This window comes from Lysobacter korlensis (assembly GCF_042434515.1).
Genome location: NZ_JBHLTG010000004.1, coordinates 135,405 through 155,034 on the forward strand (window position 1 = coordinate 135,405; position 19,630 = coordinate 155,034).

At 65.0% G+C, this 19,630-nt stretch carries 13 protein-coding genes; 9 read left to right on the forward strand and 4 right to left on the reverse strand.

Annotated elements, in window-relative coordinates; translation table 11 throughout:
* Nucleotides 1-16: 16 nt before the first annotated feature.
* On the reverse strand, nucleotides 17-514 hold the full coding sequence (locus ACFFGH_RS17160; RefSeq protein WP_386670480.1) for a DUF411 domain-containing protein: 498 nt from the start codon (nucleotides 512-514) through the stop codon (nucleotides 17-19).
* Between the two features lie 284 nt (nucleotides 515-798).
* Here ACFFGH_RS17160 and ACFFGH_RS17165 point away from each other — a divergent pair, with 284 nt between their 5' ends.
* From ACFFGH_RS17165 to ACFFGH_RS17180, 4 genes are all read left to right on the forward strand, one after another.
* Nucleotides 799-1,692, forward strand: coding sequence for an ABC transporter ATP-binding protein (locus ACFFGH_RS17165; protein WP_386671267.1), 894 nt, complete (start codon nucleotides 799-801; stop codon nucleotides 1,690-1,692).
* Nucleotides 1,693-1,703: 11 nt separating this feature from the next.
* The gene (locus ACFFGH_RS17170; RefSeq protein ID WP_386670482.1) at nucleotides 1,704-5,294 is read left to right on the forward strand and encodes an ABC transporter permease/M1 family aminopeptidase; all 3,591 of its coding nucleotides are present in this window, start codon (nucleotides 1,704-1,706) and stop codon (nucleotides 5,292-5,294) included.
* Between the two features lie 228 nt (nucleotides 5,295-5,522).
* Entirely contained in the window at nucleotides 5,523-5,960 is a 438-nt protein-coding gene (locus ACFFGH_RS17175; RefSeq protein ID WP_386670484.1) for a hypothetical protein, read from the forward strand.
* Nucleotides 5,961-6,960: 1,000 nt separating this feature from the next.
* Entirely contained in the window at nucleotides 6,961-8,745 is a 1,785-nt protein-coding gene (locus ACFFGH_RS17180) for a DUF885 domain-containing protein (protein WP_386670486.1), read from the forward strand.
* Nucleotides 8,746-8,910: 165 nt separating this feature from the next.
* On the opposite strand, the gene ACFFGH_RS17185 is transcribed toward ACFFGH_RS17180, so the two are convergent.
* Complete coding sequence (locus ACFFGH_RS17185; protein WP_386670488.1) at nucleotides 8,911-10,296, reverse strand: cytochrome P450; 1,386 nt, start codon at nucleotides 10,294-10,296, stop codon at nucleotides 8,911-8,913.
* A complete protein-coding gene (locus ACFFGH_RS17190; protein ID WP_386670489.1) occupies nucleotides 10,296-10,952 on the reverse strand; it encodes a TetR/AcrR family transcriptional regulator in 657 nt (218 codons plus the stop codon). Before ACFFGH_RS17190 ends, ACFFGH_RS17185 begins: the two co-directional genes overlap by 1 nt.
* A 446-nt stretch (nucleotides 10,953-11,398) precedes the next feature.
* Between ACFFGH_RS17190 and ACFFGH_RS17195 the strand changes: the two genes are divergently transcribed.
* From ACFFGH_RS17195 to ACFFGH_RS17210, 4 genes are all read left to right on the forward strand, one after another.
* A complete protein-coding gene (locus ACFFGH_RS17195) occupies nucleotides 11,399-12,442 on the forward strand; it encodes a CPBP family glutamic-type intramembrane protease (protein WP_386670491.1) in 1,044 nt (347 codons plus the stop codon).
* Nucleotides 12,443-12,493: 51 nt separating this feature from the next.
* Nucleotides 12,494-13,603: a sensor histidine kinase gene (locus ACFFGH_RS17200; RefSeq protein WP_386670493.1), complete on the forward strand. Its 1,110-nt coding sequence runs from the start codon at nucleotides 12,494-12,496 to the stop codon at nucleotides 13,601-13,603.
* On the forward strand, nucleotides 13,600-14,310 hold the full coding sequence (locus tag ACFFGH_RS17205; RefSeq protein WP_386670495.1) for a LytR/AlgR family response regulator transcription factor: 711 nt from the start codon (nucleotides 13,600-13,602) through the stop codon (nucleotides 14,308-14,310). The genes ACFFGH_RS17200 and ACFFGH_RS17205 overlap by 4 nt, the downstream gene beginning before the upstream one ends.
* Before the next feature lie 843 nt (nucleotides 14,311-15,153).
* Nucleotides 15,154-18,018, forward strand: a complete 2,865-nt coding sequence (locus ACFFGH_RS17210; RefSeq protein ID WP_386670497.1) for a non-ribosomal peptide synthetase — start codon at nucleotides 15,154-15,156, stop codon at nucleotides 18,016-18,018.
* Between the two features lie 221 nt (nucleotides 18,019-18,239).
* On the opposite strand, the gene ACFFGH_RS17215 is transcribed toward ACFFGH_RS17210, so the two are convergent.
* Nucleotides 18,240-18,518, reverse strand: a complete 279-nt coding sequence (locus ACFFGH_RS17215) for a hypothetical protein (RefSeq protein WP_386670499.1) — start codon at nucleotides 18,516-18,518, stop codon at nucleotides 18,240-18,242.
* A gap of 280 nt (nucleotides 18,519-18,798) precedes the next feature.
* Here ACFFGH_RS17215 and ACFFGH_RS17220 point away from each other — a divergent pair, with 280 nt between their 5' ends.
* A complete protein-coding gene (locus ACFFGH_RS17220) occupies nucleotides 18,799-19,449 on the forward strand; it encodes a DUF937 domain-containing protein (protein WP_386670500.1) in 651 nt (216 codons plus the stop codon).
* The last annotated feature ends 181 nt before the right edge of the window (nucleotides 19,450-19,630 follow it).

Sequence of the window (19,630 nt, forward strand, 5' to 3'; positions counted from 1 at the left end):
CGCCAGTGTCCATCGCTCAGTGCTGTGCGTACGGTGCGGTCGAACCGTCCCGGTTGATGCGCTCGACCACGTAGGGATGCTTGGTTCCGTCGGGCATTTCCATGCCCGGTGACCCCAGCGGCATGCCGGGCACGGTCAGGCCGACCGCATCGCCGCGGTTGGCCAGAAGTCGTTTGACGTCTTCCGCAGGCACATGCCCTTCGATCACCAGGCCGCCCACCTTGGACGTGTGGCAGCTGGCCTTGTTCAGCGGCACGCCCAGTTGCTGCTTGATCGCGGCCATGTCCGGATGGTTATGCGCCTCGACCACGAACCCGTGGTGACGCATGTGCTCGATCCAGTTGCCGCAGCAGCCGCAGGACGCGTCTTTGTAGGTCACGACCTTGGGAAGGGCGGCGGATGCGGCAGGCTTCTGCTTCGCGGACACGCCGCTGCGCGGTGCTTTCGCGGGGTCGGCATGTGCCGGGGACGAGGCGAGGGCAAGGGCGACGCAAAGGGCGGCAAGGATGCGCATTGTCGGGCTCCGATCGGATCAGGTCACTTTGGGGGCGGCGACCGATTGCGGCAAGTGGGCAAGGGCGCGAATCAGGCGCCGGGCGCAGCGCCGGCGCGGCGGGTGCTTGCGACCCGGCCGGCTCGATGCGCTTGCGCCCGGCGTCCGCAACAATTTTCACGGCGTGGATTGGAACCCGCCACCGCGCATGGGCCAGAAGGCATGGTGCCCTCAGTCGCTTGGGGGCGGATGGGCTTTGGGAGATCCTCACCAAGCCAAGGGGGCATATTCGACAAGGGAAACCCATGCTTACGATCCGCGAGCTCAGCAAGACCTATGCGAACGGCGTGCACGCACTCAACCGCGTGACGCTCGACATTCCGCGCGGGATGTTCGGCCTGCTGGGGCCGAACGGTGCCGGCAAGTCGTCGCTGATGCGCACGCTCGCGACCTTGCAGGAACCCGACTCGGGCGAGGCTTTCCTTGAAGGCCCGTCCGGCGAACGCATCGATGTGCTGCGCGACAAGGATGCGGTTCGCCGCCAGCTTGGCTACCTGCCGCAGGATTTCGGCGTCTATCCCAAAGTCAGCGCCGAAGATCTGCTCGAACATTTCGCGGTGCTCAAGGGGCTCACCGATCGCAGGCAGCGCCGCGAGACGGTCGAAGGGCTGCTCCAACAGGTCAACCTCTGGGACGCCCGCAAGCGCAAGCTCGGCACGTACTCGGGCGGCATGCGTCAGCGTTTCGGCATCGCTCAGGCGCTGCTCGGCGATCCGCGCCTGGTCATCGTCGACGAGCCCACCGCGGGTCTCGATCCGGAAGAGCGCAACCGCTTCCTCAACCTGCTCGCCGAGATCGGCGAGAACGTCGCGGTGATCCTGTCCACGCACATCGTCGAGGACGTCACCGACCTGTGCCCGACGATGGCGATCATGAATCGCGGGCAGGTGCTGCTGACCGGCAAACCGGCCGATGCCATCGGCGCGCTGCAGGCCCAGGTCTGGCGCAAGCAGGTCACCAAGGCGACGTTGCCCGATTACGAGGCGCGGCACACCGTGTTGTCGACGCGCCTGGTCGGCGGCCATCCGGTGATCCACGTGTTCAGTGCCCAGCGCCCTGAAGAAGGGTTCGAAGCGGTGGCCCCGGATCTGGAGGACGTGTACTTCCAGCGCCTCCGCCTGCAGGCCAAGGCCGCCTGAGGAGCACCGACATGATCCGTGAGTTCTTCCTCTTCGAGCTGCGCGAGCAGCTTCGATCGCCGCTGATGTGGCTGATGGCCGGGCTGCTTGCGCTGCTCGCGTTCGGCGCCGCCGCCAGCGACTCGATCCAGATCGGCGGCAGCATCGGCAACGTGCACCGCAACGCGCCGACGGTCATCGCCACCTGGCTGGTGATGTTCACGTTCATCGGCATGCTGGTCATCACCGCACTGATCAGCAATGCCCTGCTGCGTGATTTCGAACAGGGCACCGCGGAGCTGATCTTCGCCAGCCCCGTGCGCAAGCGCGATTACCTCGCCGGCCGCATCGCCGCGGCGCTCGTCGCCAGCCTGATGGTCTACGTGCTCGTCGCCGTCGGCCTGTTCGTCGCCCAGTTCATGCCCTGGGTCGATCCCGACCGGCTCGGGCCGGTCTCGCTCGCACCATACGCGTGGGCGTTCGGTGTGTTCGTCGTTCCGAACCTGCTGTTCACCGGCGCGCTGCTCGCCCTGCTTGCGGTGACCACACGCAGCATCCTGTGGGTATACATCGGGGTGATCGCGTTCTTCGTGCTGTACGGCGTCAGCGCCGCGCTGATGAAGGACGTCGACAACCTGTGGCTTGCGAGCCTCAGCGAGCCGCTGGGCATCCGCGCGATGGCAAGGACCGTGCGCTACTGGTCTGCGGAGGAGCGCAACACCCGCCTGCCGGAACTCACCGGCTACCTGCTGGCCAACCGTGCGCTTTGGCTGTCTATCGCGCTGGGCCTGCTCGCGGCGACCTTCGCGCTGTTCAAGACGCAACGCAGCGGCACCACGCGCCGCCGCTGGGGGCGCAAGGCCAAGGTGGGCGTGTCCGTAACTCCGGCCCCGACCGCGCGGCCGCGTGCGATCACAGTTGCCCGGGTCAGCCCGCGGTTTGACGCAACCACGACCTGGCAGCAGTTCGTGCGGCAGGTGCGGTTCGACACGGTTGGCGTATTCCGCAGCGTGCCATTCCTGGTGATGCTGGCATTCGGAATGATGAACTTCATCCCGAACGCGCTGCTGCAGGAGAGCATGTTCGGCACCGGGATCTACCCGACCACGTCGCAGATGCTGCAGGCGCTGCAAGGCTCCTACAGCTTCCTGCTGGTGATCATCGTGCTGTTCTACGCGGGCGAGCTTGTATGGAAAGAGCGCAGCGCACGCATCCACGAGGTGACCGATGCAACGCCGGTGCCGAACTGGGTGCCGCTGGTGGCGAAGTTCGCGGCGCTGGTGGCGGTCGTGGCCTCGTTCCAGGCCCTGGGCGCCGTTACCGCCATGGCGATCCAGCTTGCCAAGGGCTACACGCAGCTCGAGCCGCTGGTTTACCTGAAGACGCTTTCGGTGGACTCGATCGTCTACGTGCTCATGGGCGGGCTGGCGCTGGCGCTGCAGGTGTTCACGAACAACAAGTTCATCGGCTACGCATCGCTGATCGTGGTGCTGATCGGCCAATCGGTGCTGGGTTACCTCGACTACACCCACAACCTCTACAACTTCGGCACCTGGCCGATCGCGCAGTATTCCGACATGAACGGCTACGGCCACTTCCTGCAGGGCCAGCTGTGGTTCCAGGCGTACTGGGCGCTGTTCCTGCTGACGCTGATGCTGCTGGCCAATGCGCTGTGGGTGCGGGGGGTGTCCGCAGGCTGGCGCCACCGCGTCGGGATCGCCAGGCAGCGTCTGCAGGGCGGGCCAGGCATGGCGCTCGCGGCCAGCCTTGCGTCGTTCGCGGCGATGGGCGGCTTCCTGTACTGGAACACGAACATCCGCAACGAGTTCATCTCACCCGATGGGCAGCTCGACCGGCAGGCGCGCTACGAGCGCGAATACGGCCGCTACCGCAACCTCGGCCAGCCCAAGATCGTGGCGTCGTCCATCGACGTCGACCTGCGCCCGGAGGCCCAGTCGCTCGCGGTCAACGGCCGCTACCGCGTTCGCAACCCGCACGCACAGCCGATCCGCGACGTGCACGTGGGCATGATGGAAGACGAGGCACTGGTTGGCCTGGAGCTTGGCGGTGCGAAGCTGGTCCGCCATGACAAGCCGCTGGGGTACCGCATCTACCGCCTCGATGCGCCGCTGCAGCCGGGCGCCGAACGCGACATCACCTTCAAGGTGGATTACCAGCCCGAGGGCATCACCGGCCAGGAAGGGGAAACGCGAATCGTCGAGAACGGCTCGTTCATCAACAACCAGCTGTTCCCGATGTTCGGCTACCAGGACAGCTACGAGATCACCGATCGCAACGAGCGCCGCAAGCGCAACCTCGGTGAGGCACGGCGCATGCCGAAGCTCGAAGACCAGGCGGCGCGCGCCAGCACGTACCTGACCGACGACGCCGACTGGATCGACTTCAGCACCACGATCTGCACGGCGCCGGACCAGGTAGCGCTTGCACCGGGTTATCTGGAGCGCGAGTTCAGGCGTGATGGGCGCCGGTGCTTCAGCTACAAGATGGATCGCCCGATGCTGAACTTCTACGCCTACCTGTCGGCGCGCTGGGAGGTGAAGAAGGCCGAGTACAACGGCATCCCGATCGAGGTCTATTTCGATCCGCGCCATCCCTACAACGTCGACCGCATGATCGACGCGGTGAAGAAGTCACTCGCGTACTACGAGGCGAACTTCACGCCCTACCAGCACCGCCAGGTCCGCATCATCGAGTTCCCGGGTTACAAGTCGTTCGCGCAGAGCTTCGCGAACACGATCCCGTACTCGGAGTCGATCGGCTTCATCGCCGACCTTCGCGACAAGGAGGACGTGGACTACGTGTTCTACGTCACCGCGCATGAAATCGCGCATCAGTGGTGGGCACACCAGGTGATCGGTGCGAACGTGCAGGGCGCGACGATGCTGTCGGAGTCGCTGTCGCAGTACTCGGCGCTGATGGTGATGGAGCAGGAGTACGGCCGGTCGCAGATGCGCCAGTTCCTCAAGCGCGAGCTCGACGGCTACCTGACCGGGCGCGCGGGTGAATTGCTGGACGAGCAGCCGCTGTACCGCGTCGAGAACCAGCAGTACATCCATTACGACAAGGGCTCGCTGGTGTTCTACCGGCTGCGCGAGGAGATCGGCGAGGCCGCGCTCAATCGTGCACTGAAGAAATACCTCACCGCCAAGGCGTTCCAGCAGGCGCCGTATACGACGTCGGCCGAGCTTCTGGACTTCATCCGCGCCGAAGCGAAACCTGACCAGCAGCGGCTGATCACCGACCTGTTCGAGAAGATCAGCTTCTACGACAACCGCGTGGAGGCGGCGACTGCCTCAAGACGCGCCGACGGCAAGTACCAGGTCACGCTGAACCTGCACGCGAGCAAGCGCTATGCCGACGGGCAGGGCAAGGAGACGGCGGGCGAGCTCGACGATTGGGTTGATGTCGGAGTGTTCGCGCGCGGCCCGACCGGCAAGGAGCGCGACGAGAAGGTGCTGTATCTCAAGCGGCATCGCATCACGTCCGCGAGCCCGACCGTGACTGTCGTGGTCGATGAAGCGCCGTATGAGGCCGGATTCGACCCCTACAACAAGCTCATCGACCGCGTGTCCGACGACAACCGCAAGCGCGTCACCCTCTGAGTCTGGTGAAACCACCGGCCGGCCTGTTGGATAGGCCGGCCGGACTGCTGTGCGCGACACGCCATACCCCATCCGTCGCACGCGACACCTCGGTTGCTGGGCGACGCGGCGGCGGTCCGGCCCGTGCTGTGAACCTGATCACGCGCGGGTCAGGCCGGCACCGGCCTATCATTGGCCTGTTCCCGCGTCCGGCCGCATTTGCCGGTTCACCAATCAACAGGCCTGTAGATGCGCCTCGTCCTTGGCTTTCTCCTGCTCGCTGCCCCATCCGCCGCGCTGTGCGCCGAGTGGGACCAGACGCACTGCCTCGCATCACTTGATCGCGCCTACAGCCTCTTCACCATTCGATCGGATGCCGCGATTCGCGGCGACTTCAACGGGGACGGCCGGGACGACTGGGCCAGTCTCATGGATCGCAAGGCACCGCCCGCCAAGGCGGCGATCGGCGTGTGCCTGTCGGGCGAGGCCAGGCCGTTGCTCATCCCAAGTCAGCACGGACTGGTCTCGATCACGATGAGGGCAAAGGGCTCCCGGCACAGCGACCTCGCCACCGATCTGAGCGGCGTATTCGAACGCGACGCCATATCGGCCAACGATGAGAGCGGAGCGCAGTCGAGTTACATCCTGCGTGCGGGCACCTTTGCCCGGATCGCCAGTCGCGACTGACCGCAATCGCCCACCTGCTGCGTCGACGCCAAGTTCATGGGCATTGGGGTGGCGCCCGGGGGCATGCTCGTGAGGGTGTTCGCAGCGGTCGTCGTTAGCGCCCCGGTTGGTACCAAGCCATGCGTACCCGAGGCCGATCGGCGAGCGCAGGTGCTGCGACCCCCGCGCGGGTCGCCCGGCGCACAGGCTGAGCCGTGCGGTCAACGCTACCCGGCGCAGTTGACCTCGTATCGGATGCAGCTCCATCGCTTCGTGATATGCGGTAGCTAGATCCAGCGCATGCCCGTGTCTGCGCGCGCAGCGCGAACCTCGGACAGGCAGGTACGAGGGATGTCTGCTACCGATCCAGAACGAGCGTCGCGATCAGCCGCTGCCGAGCGGACTTAGCACTTCGTTCGCGTTGCAGTCCCGTGGGCAGGAGTAGATCTGCCCGGTGCCGAGGCGTCGTCGCCCCACCAGTTGCTGAACCATCCAGATGTCGGTCCGGACTCGAAGGGGCCAGTCGCGGAAAGGGCCCGCGCGCACTACCTTCCGTGCCGGCTGCGCGGAACGGCTGTCGTCAGCCGCGCCGGCCGCCCGCGTTGGACGATTCAATGCCCGGGCCGGCGCAGTCACCAGTAGTGGAACAGCCCGGCTTTTTGAAACGTGACAGCCGCGGTTCGCGCGGCCTTTTCGGGCCTTCGTCGGATAGAGACGTCGTTCGTCACATTGGCTGTCCCTTGCGGCGCGCCCTACACCAGTATGCACGGGCTCCATACGCAGCCGGGCCCAGGCAAGTGTCCATATGCGGCCATCGCGGCGGCTGTGACCACGTTGCCCGCATACAAAGGGCCGAGTCGCGTGGGCACGCTCGTCTCGTGGGGCGCTCCCGTCGGTGCTTTGGATGCCAATCAGGCACCGCGCAGCGCGTGCCGACTTGCGCCGCCTGCGTGAAAACCCGTCTTCCCAACAAGAGCTCGGCATGAAACGCATACTCAAGCGGTCCGCAATACTTCTATTCGTGCTGTCGATCTCCGGAGCGGCCGTCGCCGCGCACACGTGGTATGCGCGTCCACTGAGCCTGGACTGGTTCTATACCCGCGTATTCGTGCAGTTCACGCTCGAAAACCCTGAGATGCTGTCGCAGCTGCGGCTGTTCGAGCAAGCCGGTATCAAGGGGCACAACGCGAGGCTGACCGACAGGTCGCTCGAACAGTTGGAGGCGGAGACCAAACGCTGGGAAGGGCAGTACGCCATTTTTAAATCCTATGACCGCGATGCCTTGAGTGCTGAGAAGCGCGTTTCCTACGACGTGTTCGATACATACCTCGCCGATGACCTCGTGCACGGAAAGCGGTTCCAATTCCACAACTTTCCCGTGAACCAGATGAGCGGCGCGCAGAGCGAATTGCCGAACTTCATGGTTAACACGCACGTCATCGAGACCGAGCGCGATGCACGCGATTACCTGGCACGCATCGACCAGTTCGACACCTATTTCGACCAGATCATCGAGCAGCTGAAGCACCGCGAGTCGCTCGGCATCCTGCCGCCACGCTTCACGGTCGAGAAAGTGCTGGAGCAGATGCGCGAATTCATTGCAGTGCCGGTGGCCCAGCACATGCTGCGTACGAGCTTCGACAAAAAGCTCGCCGCCATCCCGCCGGAGGATCTGGACGGGGCGACGCGCGTCGCACTGCAGCGGGAGCTGACGCGGCGAATCGAGACGGTCGTGTACCCGGCCTATCGCCGCCTCATCGCGTATCACGATGCGCTGCTGCCGAAGGCGACGAGCAACGACGGCGTTTGGCGGCTGCCGGATGGCGACGCGTTCTATGCCTGGCGCATACGCAGCCACACGACGACCGACATGAGCGCGGACGAGATCCACGGCATCGGATTGGCCGAGGTAGACCGCATCGCTGCGGAAATGGATGCGATCCTCATCGGCGAACGCCTTGTCGGCGGTACGATCGGCGAGCGCGTGCAACAGCTCGCCCGGCGACCTGACCAGCTTTATCCCGACACAGACGCCGGCCGTGCGCAGATCCTCGCGGACTACCAGAAGATCATCGACGAGGTCAGCGCGGGCGTGCGCGACCGCTTCGCTTTGCAGCCCAAGGCCCCTGTGCAAGTACGTCGTGTTCCGGCGTTCTCCGAAAAAACGGCGCCCCGTGCGTATTACGAGCCGCCTTCGACGGATGGAGCGCGCCCCGGCGTGTTCTACGCCAACCTGCGCAATGTGGCGGAGACTCCCCGCTTCGGTATGCGCACGCTCGCTTATCACGAGGGCGTGCCTGGGCATCATTTCCAGATTGCGCGGGCGCAGGAGCTGGAAGGTCTCCCGCTCTTCCGCCGGTTCGTCGGCTTCACCGCCTATTCGGAAGGGTGGGCACTGTATGCCGAGCAGGTCGCCTGGGAGGCCGGCTTCCAGAAGGCGCCGCTCGACAACCTCGGCCGATTGCGAGCGGAGATGTATCGCGCAGTCAGGCTGGTAGTCGACACCGGCATGCACGAGAAGCGCTGGAGCCGCGAGCGTGCTATCGATTACATGCGCGCCCACACCGGGATGGAGGAGGAAGAAGCCACGGCCGAGATTGAGCGCTACCTCGTCAATCCGGCGCAGGCGCTCGCATACAAGGTCGGCATGCTGAAGATCCTCGAGCTCCGCGAGCGTGCGCAGCGCGAGCTTGGAGCGCGCTTTGATCTGCGCGAGTTCCATGAGGTGGTGCTCGGCTCAGGTGCAGTGCCGATCTTCGTGCTGGAGAAGCTGGTGCATGACTGGATCCAAAAGCGGAGGGTGTAAGCACTGGCGTGCAAGCCGGGCTCGTTGCGGCGCCGGTGGGCATATGGTTCCAGCGGCAACTCCCATGTCCGCTTCCACGCCCGGTTTCACGCCATCGGCGCGACAGACAGCTAGCTGCTCGCTCCGCGATCCCGCCTGGCGGGGTTGACTGTTGAGCCGCTCTTCCTACCGACGTGTAAACCGGACGCGTAGCGGTGTCTTCGGTTTCAGCGCGATATCGACAACGGGCTCAGGCAGGACGGCGCCGTCTTCCATCGACAGATCGAAATTCTGGACGATGTGCGCAGCGATCAACGCCATTTCGATGGTGGCAAAGTGCTGCCCCAGGCAGAAGTGCGGCCCCGCGCCGAAAGCGAGATAAGCGCTGCGAGGGATGGCCGGAGCACCGGGCATGAAGCGCTCGGGACGGAAGGCCCCAGGCTCGTCGAATGATCGTGGGTCGCGGTGCAAATGCCAGATGGGGATCACGACGAGCGTGCCCTTTTTGACAGGCGTGTCACCGATGACGACGTCCCGAAGCGCGACGCGGGTGAACAGTGCTGTGGACGGGGGGTAAAGCCGCATGGCCTCTTTTATCGTCGCATTCAGATAGGGCAGGCGCGCCACGCTTTCTATGGGTGATGCGCCGGCGCTGGCAGCACCTATTTCGTCGCGCAACCTCGCAACCACCTCAGGGTGCGTCGCCATCAGCCCGATCCACCAGGTAAGCGCGGAAGAGGCGGTGTCGAAGCCGGCGCTGAAGAGCAGGACGCAGTTGTCGTGGATTTCCTTGGACGTGAGGGTTGCGCTGGCTGACGTCGGCTGGTCGTCGCGTGCCGCCAACAGCATCTCGAGCACATCCTGGCTGCTGCCGGAAGAGGTCACGCCGCTCTTCCGTGCGTCGACCTGGGTAGCGATCAGCGTGTTGATGACCCGCAGATGCTTTCTCTTTTCCGCACGACCTGGATAGGGCATCCATTCGGGTGGGATGAAAGCCCAGAACACCTCACGCATGCTTTGTCTTGTCAGCGCGCGGATAGCGGTTGAAACGCGGTTTGCCTCGGTTCGCGTCGTCGGCTGGGAGAACAGCGTGCGAAGGATGACGTCCATCGTGATGCATGTTGTCAGCGCATCGACATCGACAATTGCGCTGCCTCCCCGTACCGCAGGGAGCTCTTCGCGGACACTGTCGTGTATAGCGGCACGCATCAGGTTTATGTAGCCCGAGATGCGCTTGGGCGAGAAGCCGGGGGCCAGGATTCGCCGCTGTCGCTCCCAGTCGGCGCCTTCCGTGGTCAGGACGTTCTTGCCCTGAAAGGATTCGAATATTTTCAGCAGGCGGGCTTCGCGCGTGAAATCCGCCTGGTGGTCGACGAGGATCTGGCGGGCGGCCTCGGGGCTGAAGAAGTAGTAGATGCGGCGAAACAGGATGTTCAATCGCGCGACGTCACCAAGCCGGCGCTGGAAATGACTGGCCGCGCCAAGCGGGTCTTGTTGGATATAGGTGAGTAGCGGCAGGCCCAGTGGCGCTTTTACAGCGGGTGGGGCGTCCATGCTCGGATTGATGGCCACTATTTGGTTCCTTTGGCACACGATCTGGATGAAGTTGTGTTTGGCCGGGCGGCGATGCCCTGCATCGTCAGATCGAACGCGTCCAGAAATCGCTTCGTCAGGTCGGTGCTGGGGTCGGTGAGCCAGGCAGCAATGGCAGCAAAGAGCAGGTACTCGAAGCTCCACGCGATCTGCGCGGCGGGCTGGCGGGTGTCGATCTCGCCAGACTGCTGGGCAGCGTCGAACATCAGGGTCAGGATCTGCCTGCTGTCACTGCTCGATGTGCATTCGCCGGCGGGCTCGTCGCCATAACAGGCTTGGCTGGTAAGGAACCGCAAGTAGTGAGGCAAGTAGGGCTTCCGCGCAGCATGCCAGGCAGCCGATTCGCTCAGCAGATAGCGCATGCGTGCTTCAAAGGACTGGTATGCGTCGAGCACGGCCTCGCGCTCGGCCATGCCGGCCCTGATGTCCTCACGAAAGCGGTGTGCGAGGAGGGCTTCCTTGACCGGGAAGTAGTTGTAAAGCGTGGCTTTCGCGACATCGGCCTCGTCGGCGATCTGTTCCATCGAAACGGCCGCGTAGCCGTAGAACTCAAACAGTCTGAAAGCGGTGGCGCTCAGGTGCGAGGCCGTCTGCTCACGCTTGCGGCTGCGACGGTCGGCTGGAGTGTTTGGCATGGGTGAAGAATACCATACGACGTACAAAACAATACGACGTATGGATTGGTGCGAGCCTTTCCTGGCGCTGGTTGGCCTACGTCGAAGCGGCGAGCTTGCTTAGGCGGCTGGGAAGACGAGCGCCGACTATCGCCGCAACTCTGCGCTGGGCGATTGAAGACGCTAGTGCTCAGGGGCATTGGCCGGCGTGCGACCCGCTGGGTTCGACGTCGGCGTTCGGCCGTTAGTGGATGTCGGGCTGGTGGCTAAGGAAGGTGCTCGCTACCGACCCAAAGCGCGCGCCAGGAACGCCAGGTCTGGTTCACCGGCCACGACCGCGCGCCGGCTCGAACCGCTTGTCCCGCCAGGCCACCGGCCGACTGGAGGCTGTGACCGGAAATCACATTCCCTGCCCGCCTGCATGAGCGAAGGCCAAGAATGGAGTTCGGCAACTTCGGTGACGGATGATGGAAAACACGAGAGCTGGCGAACCGCTTGAATCTGCTCTCCTTGGCGCGAGCCCAGGCCGGCGCGGGAGCTCGACCTCGCTCGAGAGCAAGTACGACCGACGCATCACTTCGTTTCTCGGGCTGACCTTCGGGTTTACGTGGCTGGTGGTCGGCGCTGGGTACCTGCTCGGAGTGACCAGCATTCGATCCCCGGGCTACATCGCGCTCGCCGCGCTGTGCATGCTTTGCCCGGCGCTAGCCGCAGTCATCCAGCAGCTTGTGCTCGACAGAGAGAGCTGGAGCGGCCTCGGCATCTCATTGAAAGCGACACGCTGGAGCATCGTCTTCTGGACAGCTGCAGTCGGCACGGCAATCGTCCCGCTCTATCTGCTCGTGACCCACCTGCTCGCCGCGGCCCTCGGGTTCGAGGGTTTCGGGCAGGTGAGCGTGACATCCGAACAGGTGTCTTCCGCGTTGGCCAGTGGCGGCGAGAGGGCGGCAGTTCTGCGTGCGCTTCTCGAAAACATTCCTGGATGGGCCGTGCTGGTCGGTGCGCTGCTCGTAGCCCTGGTTGCGGCGGTGACCGTGAACCTGCCTTTCATGCTCGGCGAGGAGCTCGGCTGGCGCGGTTACCTGTGGCAGCGCACGGCCCACTGGAACGGATACTCGCGGGTGCTCTTCACCGGCACGGCCTGGGGGCTGTGGCATGCGCCGCTGGTGGCCATGGGCCACAACTACCCTGGATATCCGGCGGCCGGCATCGGCATGATGGTCATTCTCTGCATTTTGCTGGCCTTCCTCTTCGACTGGACCCGCAGCCGCAGCAGAAGCATCTGGTCGTCCTGCGTGCTTCACGGGCTGATAAACGGCACTGTGGGCCTCGCAGTCGTCTTTGCCCCAGGCAGCCATGCGCTTTTCGGCGTCACCGGCGCAGGCGGATTCGCTGCGCTTGGCCTGATGGTGGTCGCCATCGTTGCGTTCGACCGGCCTTATCGCGCGCAACTGACCGGGAAGGCCAGGTCAGCCTTCCCGACCAGCATCCCGGCACAACTTGTTTCCTGACGATAATCATCGGCGTCGACAGGACCCAGCAGGAACGGCGGGCGCACATCCATGATCCATCCGACGTCGTTACGCGCGGCCTGGGGCCACCTGCTGCTGCACGCGAGTCCTGCGTACTGGACAATTCAGGCCGCCATTGCGCTCGGGACGCTGGTCCCACCGCTGCTGGTCACATCGTTCGGTAACCTGCCGCAGCCGTTCAAGCTCATGCTGACGGTGCCCGCGATCGGCAGCGCGGTGATGTTCTTCCTCGCCACCCATGCATTCCTCCGTCCTGCCCTCCAGCTGTGGTTCGTCAGCCGAGCGCGGCGTACACGCGAATGGCTGTTCCTGCTCGCCGCCATAGCGGCCCTCGCGCTCCTGATGGTGGCGCTTGAATTACCGTTCGCCGGGCCGGCTTCCCACGGCGCGTCCGAATCGCTCGACTCGATCGTGATCAACACGTCGAGTCGGCGGATCGAGATCGATCTGACCGAACGCTACTCCCGGCTGATGGCCGTGCTGGACCGATTCGGCGAGCTTTTCATCTGGGCGCTGCTCTACATTGCCGCGAAAGCGCTGCAGAGTCGGCGGCAGCTGGAGCGGCAGGTGCGCGAAGCCCGTATGCGACAGCTGACCTACCAGCTCAGCCCGCATTTCCTGTTCAATGCATTCAATAGCATTCGTGGAATGATCTTCGAGGATCGCGACCGCGCTGCCGAACTGATTACCCAGCTGTCCGAGCTGTTCCGGTTTCACCTCAGCCACGAGTCGCGCACCGAACAGACGTTGGCCGAAGAGTGGCAGCTGGCCAGGCGCTATCTAGACCTCGAAGCGATCCGCCTGGAATCGCGCCTGCGACTGCATGTCGACCTGGCAGAGGACTGCATGCACAGGCGCCTGCCCAGCCTGACGCTGCTGACCCTCGTGGAGAATGCGATCAAGCACGGGGTCGCGCCGAACGTCGATGGCGGGCGGCTGACCATCCGTGCGCGAACGGGCGGCCCGGGCTGGTGGCTCGAAGTCACCAATACGGTCGGGGCCGGCCGGGCCACGCACAGCACCGGCACGGGCCTTGCCAATCTCAGGGAACGCCTTGCTCTGGGCCATGGTGCGATCGCAGCCGTTATCCCTTGCTCGGAAGCTGAGGAGTTCTGCGTACGTGTGGAGATGGCCGCATGATCCGGGCGCTGATCGTTGACGACGAGCGCATGGCGCGCGCCGAGCTGCGCCGTCTCCTGCAGGCGCATGCCGACGTCGAGATCGTCGGTGAGGCCGCAAACGCCGAGGAAGGGCTGAAGTGCTTCGCGCAGACCGAGCCCGATCTGGTCTTTATCGACATTCAGATGCCGGGCATGTCCGGGCTGGCGCTTGCCGCGCAGCTGGAGGGCCGCGTGCAGATCATCTTCTGCACCGCGTACGACAGCTACGCCATCGATGCGTTTGGGCTCAACGCGGTGGATTACCTCGTCAAACCGGTAGTCGCCGAGCGTCTGGCCCGCAGTCTCGAACGCGTTGCGCCGAAGCGTGCGGGCGATACGCCGCGGTTGCCGTACGACCATGGCCTACTGCTGAAGTTCGGTGAGGTGTCGCGGATCGTACGGCTGCACGAGGTGGATCGATTCGAAAGTGTCGGCAACCATGCGGCGGTGTACACCCCGCATGGGAAGGCCTACATCCTCAGCTCGCTGACGCGGATCGAACAACGTCTCGAACCCGCGTATTTCTTCCGGGCAAACCGCAGCGTCATCCTGCGGCTGGATGCAGTTCGATCCATCGAGCCTGACGTAGGAACAGGCTTTATAGCGACGCTGGTCGACGGATCCAAAGTGGAGGTCAGTCGCCGCCAGGCGCAACTGCTTCGCTCACGGATGGGTTGTCTCGACTAGTGCCGGTCACCGGATCAGGCAAGGCGCCTTGCGGTGGATGCCGGGCGCACCGCGTGTCCCGCCGCTGACTCGGGCCCCGGCCACGGCCAGCACCGGGCCTTCTCACGCGCGCCCGGCCCGGTGTTGAAGTCACCGGCTGAGGGTAGAGGTCCACTGCTAGCGAAAAACGAACGTTGGCCACGCAGCAAGGCGCACGCCCGCTACCAGGCCAAAGCAGATAGCCGAATCTGCCCGCGAGGCTATCGATGGGGTCGACCTGGCCGATCGTGCGGCTGGGCTTGAGCTCGCAGGCATGACGCCGTTTGAACGTGTTGCCGATCACGATCTACGTGGTGTCACGTGGTCGCCGGTTTTACTGTCGTTGCAGGCAAGCATGGAAAGGAGGGTCTGTTTATGTTCAAGCGACCTCCAGTTTGAGCTGGGGCGTTTAACGCTCGGGCTGTACGCCGCGTCGACGAGCGGTGGAATGCGCCCACGGGCTTCGATGAACACCCCTTAATTTCTCCAAGCGCACCGCTGTCCGTCTGAGCTACATGGCGGCGTTAGCCCGGGCAGACAGCAGAACGTAGCAGTGCCGCGCGGCCGGCTGCGCGACAACGGATTCAATTGAATGCAGATCATCAAGCACGTCCATGACCCCGGGCGCTCGGCCGGCGCCGGGTGCCACCGCCGCGATTGCCGGCACAACGCCTATGCAGACCAACCTCAGCGGAGTCTCCGCGGCCAGGTGTGGTCCCGCACAACGGTCGGGGCCACGAGCCCGACGGTGGCGTCGTTGGCCCGCCTAAGAAACGCGGGCTCACGGATCACGAGCGGTCGGCGACCTGCCGCAGGATTTCCCACATGAGTAGCGGACCTGTGCCCCACAGCAGGGCGCTTGCCTCCGAGGCGCACGCGGCACCGGAGGGTCAGGCGGAATCGATGATTGCTCTGATGACGCTGCTGGAGCTGCCGACTGACCGGCCACGTGCTGCAGTGCGCAGCCATGCGGGCGGCAGCGTGCCGTTCGTGCTATCGCCGGAACTGGCCAATGGGCTGCGCGGGTTGTCGCAGCGCCATGGCACCACGTTGTTCACGACGGTGCTGGCGGGCTGGTCGGTGTTGATGTCGCGGCTGGGCGGCCAGGACGAGGTCGCGATCGGCACGCGGGTGGCGAACCACCAGCGCGTGGAGAGCGAATCGCTGATCGGGGCCCTCTCCGATACGCCCACGTTGCGGATAAGCCCGCAGGGCGCGTCGAGCGTGGCCGAGCTGCTGGCGCAGGTCAGGACGACAACGCTGCACCAGGACGCGCCGTCCAAGCAGGCAGCGAAAGCGCTGCAGTCGGCGCGCAGCCGGGACCACAGCCCGGTGTTCCGGGCCATGCTGTTGCTCGACGACACGCCTGGCGGCGACGCGGCAGAACTGCCGGGGCTGGCGCTGTCGGCAGTGGAAACGACGCACATGACTTCGCATCCCGACCTGACGCTGTCGCTGAGCGCGGCGGGCGACGAGTTGGCGGGCCGGCTGCATTACGCGAGCGACCTGTTCGATGCACAGACGATCGAGCGCTGGAGCCGGCACCTGGTGACGCTGCTCGAGGCAATGGTGGCCGACGACCACCAACGGGTCAGCGCGTTGCCCCTGCTCGATGCGGAGCAGCGGCGCCAGCTGCTGGTGGCGTTCAACGACGCCGTGGCCGCGTACCCGCGTGAGCAGCTGGTCCACCAGCTGTTCGAGCAGCAGGTACAGGCCGATCCCGCTGCGATCGCGGTTGTGTATCAAGACCGGACGCTGACTTACGGCGAGCTCAATTGCCGGGCGAACCGGCTGGCACATCGGTTGATCGAGCTGGGCGTCCGGCCCGACGACCGGGTGGCGGTCTGCATGGAACGCAGCCTTGAAATGGTCATCGGCCTTCTGGGCATCCTCAAGGCCGGCGGTGCGTACGTGCCGCTGGACCCGGCCGTGCCGATGGATCGGCTGGTGTACATGCTGGAAGACAGCGCACCTGCGGCGTTGGTGAGCCACGTGGACCAGCGTGAGCTGGTGCGAAGCGCGCTTGCGACGATTGCCGGGCTGCCGACGATCGAGCTGGGTGGCGCCGAAGCCGAGCAGCCGGCGACGGCGCCGGACCACAATCCTGTCGCCAGTGCTCTTGGCCTGACGACAACACATCTGGCCTATGTCCTTTACACGTCGGGTTCGACCGGCGTGCCAAAGGGTGTCGAGATGCCTCATCGGGCACTGGTGAATCTGCTCGGCTGGCAGGCTCGCCACTCGGGCATCAGCACCCGGCACGTGCTGCAGTTCTCGGCGCTCGGGTTCGACGTCGCGTTCCAGGAGATCTTCAGCACGCTTACATCGGGTGGGACGCTTCGCCTGCTGGATGAGTCGATACGCCGCGATCCGGTCAGGCTGGCGGAGTTCATCCGCGACTCGAAGGTCGAGACGATCTTCCTGCCGTTCGTCGCACTGCAGGGCCTGGTGGCGGCGGCGCAACAGGTCGAAGGCGCGCTCGACCATCTGACCGACGTCGTGACCGCCGGCGAGCAGCTTCTGGCCAGTCCGGCAATCCGTGCAGCCTTCGTCGCCTCGACAGGTCGCCGGCTGCACAACCACTACGGTCCGACCGAGACCCATGTCGCCAGCACGCTGCTGCTGCCGCCTGATTCGGAGTGCTGGGAAGATCGCCCGTCGATCGGCCGACCGATAGGCAACACCTGCATCTACGTGCTGGACGCAGCCGGGCAGCTCGCGCCGCTGGGCGTGGTGGGCGAGATCTGCATTGGTGGCGCGGGTGTGGCGCGCGGGTACCGGAACCGCCCGGACCTCACCGCGGAGCGCTTCGTGCGTGACCCGTTCGCGCCCGATCCGGATGCACGGATGTACCGCACGGGCGACCTGGGTCGCTGGCGCGCGGACGGGACGCTGGAGTACGTGGGTCGCAACGATTTCCAGGTGAAGATCCGCGGGTTTCGCGTGGAGCTTGGCGAAATCGAGGCAACGCTTGCTCGCCATCCGGCGGTGGGCAATGCGGTGGTCGTCGCACGCGAAGACGTCCCCGGTGAGCGGAAGCTCGTGGCGTATGTGGTGCCGAACGGCCCGCTGCCTTCTGCGAGTGACCTGCGCGAGCATCTATCCGCGACGTTGCCGGACTACATGGTGCCCGCGAATTTCGTCCGCATGGACGCGATGCCCGTGACCCCCAACGGCAAGCTTGACCGGACTGCATTGCCGGCGCCAGGACGCGATCGTCCGACGCTGTCTTCGCAGCACGAGGCCGGACGCGACGCGCTGGAGCAGGGCCTGTGCGAGTTGTTCGGTGAGGTGTTGCGGATCGACGGCGTCGGTCGCTTGGATAGCTTCTTCGAACTGGGCGGCGATTCTGTGCAGGCGATCTGGATGGTCGAGCGCATCCGTCGCATGGACGCCGCACGGATCAACACGACCGGTGCGAGCCGCGTTGCAGTCACCACCGTCCTCGCCCATCCCACGCCCGCCGCGCTGGCTGCGGCGCTGCGCAAGGAGGAGGGCGAAGCAACGCAGCGCCCGAATCAAGCAGGGCAGGCTGACGCCGGCGCCACCAAGCGCGTGGGGGTTGCGACGTACGACCTTCGGCAACCGCCACGACCCGACGCGCGCCTGGGTCGGGACGCGCAGGGAAATCCGGCGTGGTTCATTCCGAATCCCGATGCCCCCGGCAAATTCATGAAGCTAAGCCCGTGAGCAACGCACCCGGCGACGGATCGACGGCCGAGGTCGAACACGATCCGTTTGCCGAGGGCGTGCTCGAGCATGTCGTCCCGATCAGCGATCCGTAATGCGCTCGCGCTCGCAGCTGCTTGGCGCTCGAGCGCGCGTATAGCCGCAAACTCCCGGCGCACGTCCGTCAAAGCGAGAGCGTAATCACGGCGTCCATTGCCGGGCCGTGGATGGCTACCGCGCGGTCAAGCCGCCAATGTGGTCGCCGGCAACGCACGAGCCATGGTCACCTCGCCCGAGGCCAGGCGCTGCCTTACCAGCGTTGCAATAGTGTCGACCGGCATTCCGCTGATCGCGTACACGAACAGAGCGCGTTGCTCGTCGACTGGAATGAGGAACAGCCAGTACACAACCGAGCGGTACCCGTGGCCGATGGTCACGAGATGCGTTTCGGGTGGGCGGCTTCGCAACACTTCGTTGTCGCCGTCCTTGGGACCGCCGACGTAGTGAACTGCCGTGGGCATCGTTGCTTCTTGAGTAAGCCGGGGCGGCATCTGAGCGCTCGCTCCGTATGGATGCTGTGAAGATCCTCAAGGTCGCGGCTGATCGGCACGCGGAGCCACATCCGTCATCGGCGACGCCATTCGTAACCCATGAGCCCGAACACCTGGAGCTGCTGGCCGAGGTCAACGTCTGTGCTGCCCTCTGGACGCGGTCGTTCGGATTACGAAATCTCACGGTTGCTTTCACTCGGGTCGACGCATCGCGCTTCTAGCATCCAAACTCTTTACGGAGAGTGTGCTGATGACGCCCATTACCGACGGCCTTTTGAGTGAACTTCAAGGCCAACCGCTCGACCGGATCTCCCGCCAACTCGGCTTAAGCCCTGCGCAGACCCAGCAGGCCGTTACGGCGGCGCTTCCGCTGCTGGTGGGCTCGCTTGGACGCAATGCCCAGCAGCCCGCGAACGCGCACGCTCTGGCTGGCGCGCTGGAGCGTGACCACACCGGCAACGATATTTCTTCGGTGCTGGGCGCTGCGCTGGGCGGCGGCGGCCAGGGGCAGAAGATCCTGGGCCATATCTTCGGCGAGCGCCGCGACAACGCTGCCACCGGGCTCGGATCGGCGACCGGCCTGCCGCCCGACAAAGCTCAGATGTTGCTGAAGATCCTCGCCCCTGTCGTGATGGCCTACCTTGCGAAGCGTGTCTACGACAAACGCAAGGCGGGCAACGAAGCGAGCGCGGAGCCTGCCCCGCAGGTGCTGGGGCGCGAGTTGCAGCGTGAGGAAGAGCAGATCACCCGTCGCGGCGGCTTGGGCGGCGGCCTGCTCGGTGCGGTACTCGACCGTAACCGCGACGGACAGGTCGACTTCAGAGATCTGGTCGGGGGGCTGCCGTCAGCGACGCAGGGCAAAGGCGCGCAACAGGGCAGGCCTCCTGCTGGTCTGTTCTAAAGCCGGCCAGCGCGAAAACAGCCCCGCCTGCCAGTCACCCTGAAAGAGCCATCCACCCCGTGCAGGTCACCGCATGGAGTGGATGGCTCTTGGCTGGTTGATCGGCAGTACAGGAGGTATGCGTCAAGGCTCTGGCTGGGGCCATCGAGCAGTTGCCCGCGACCTCTGGCCCCGATCCACC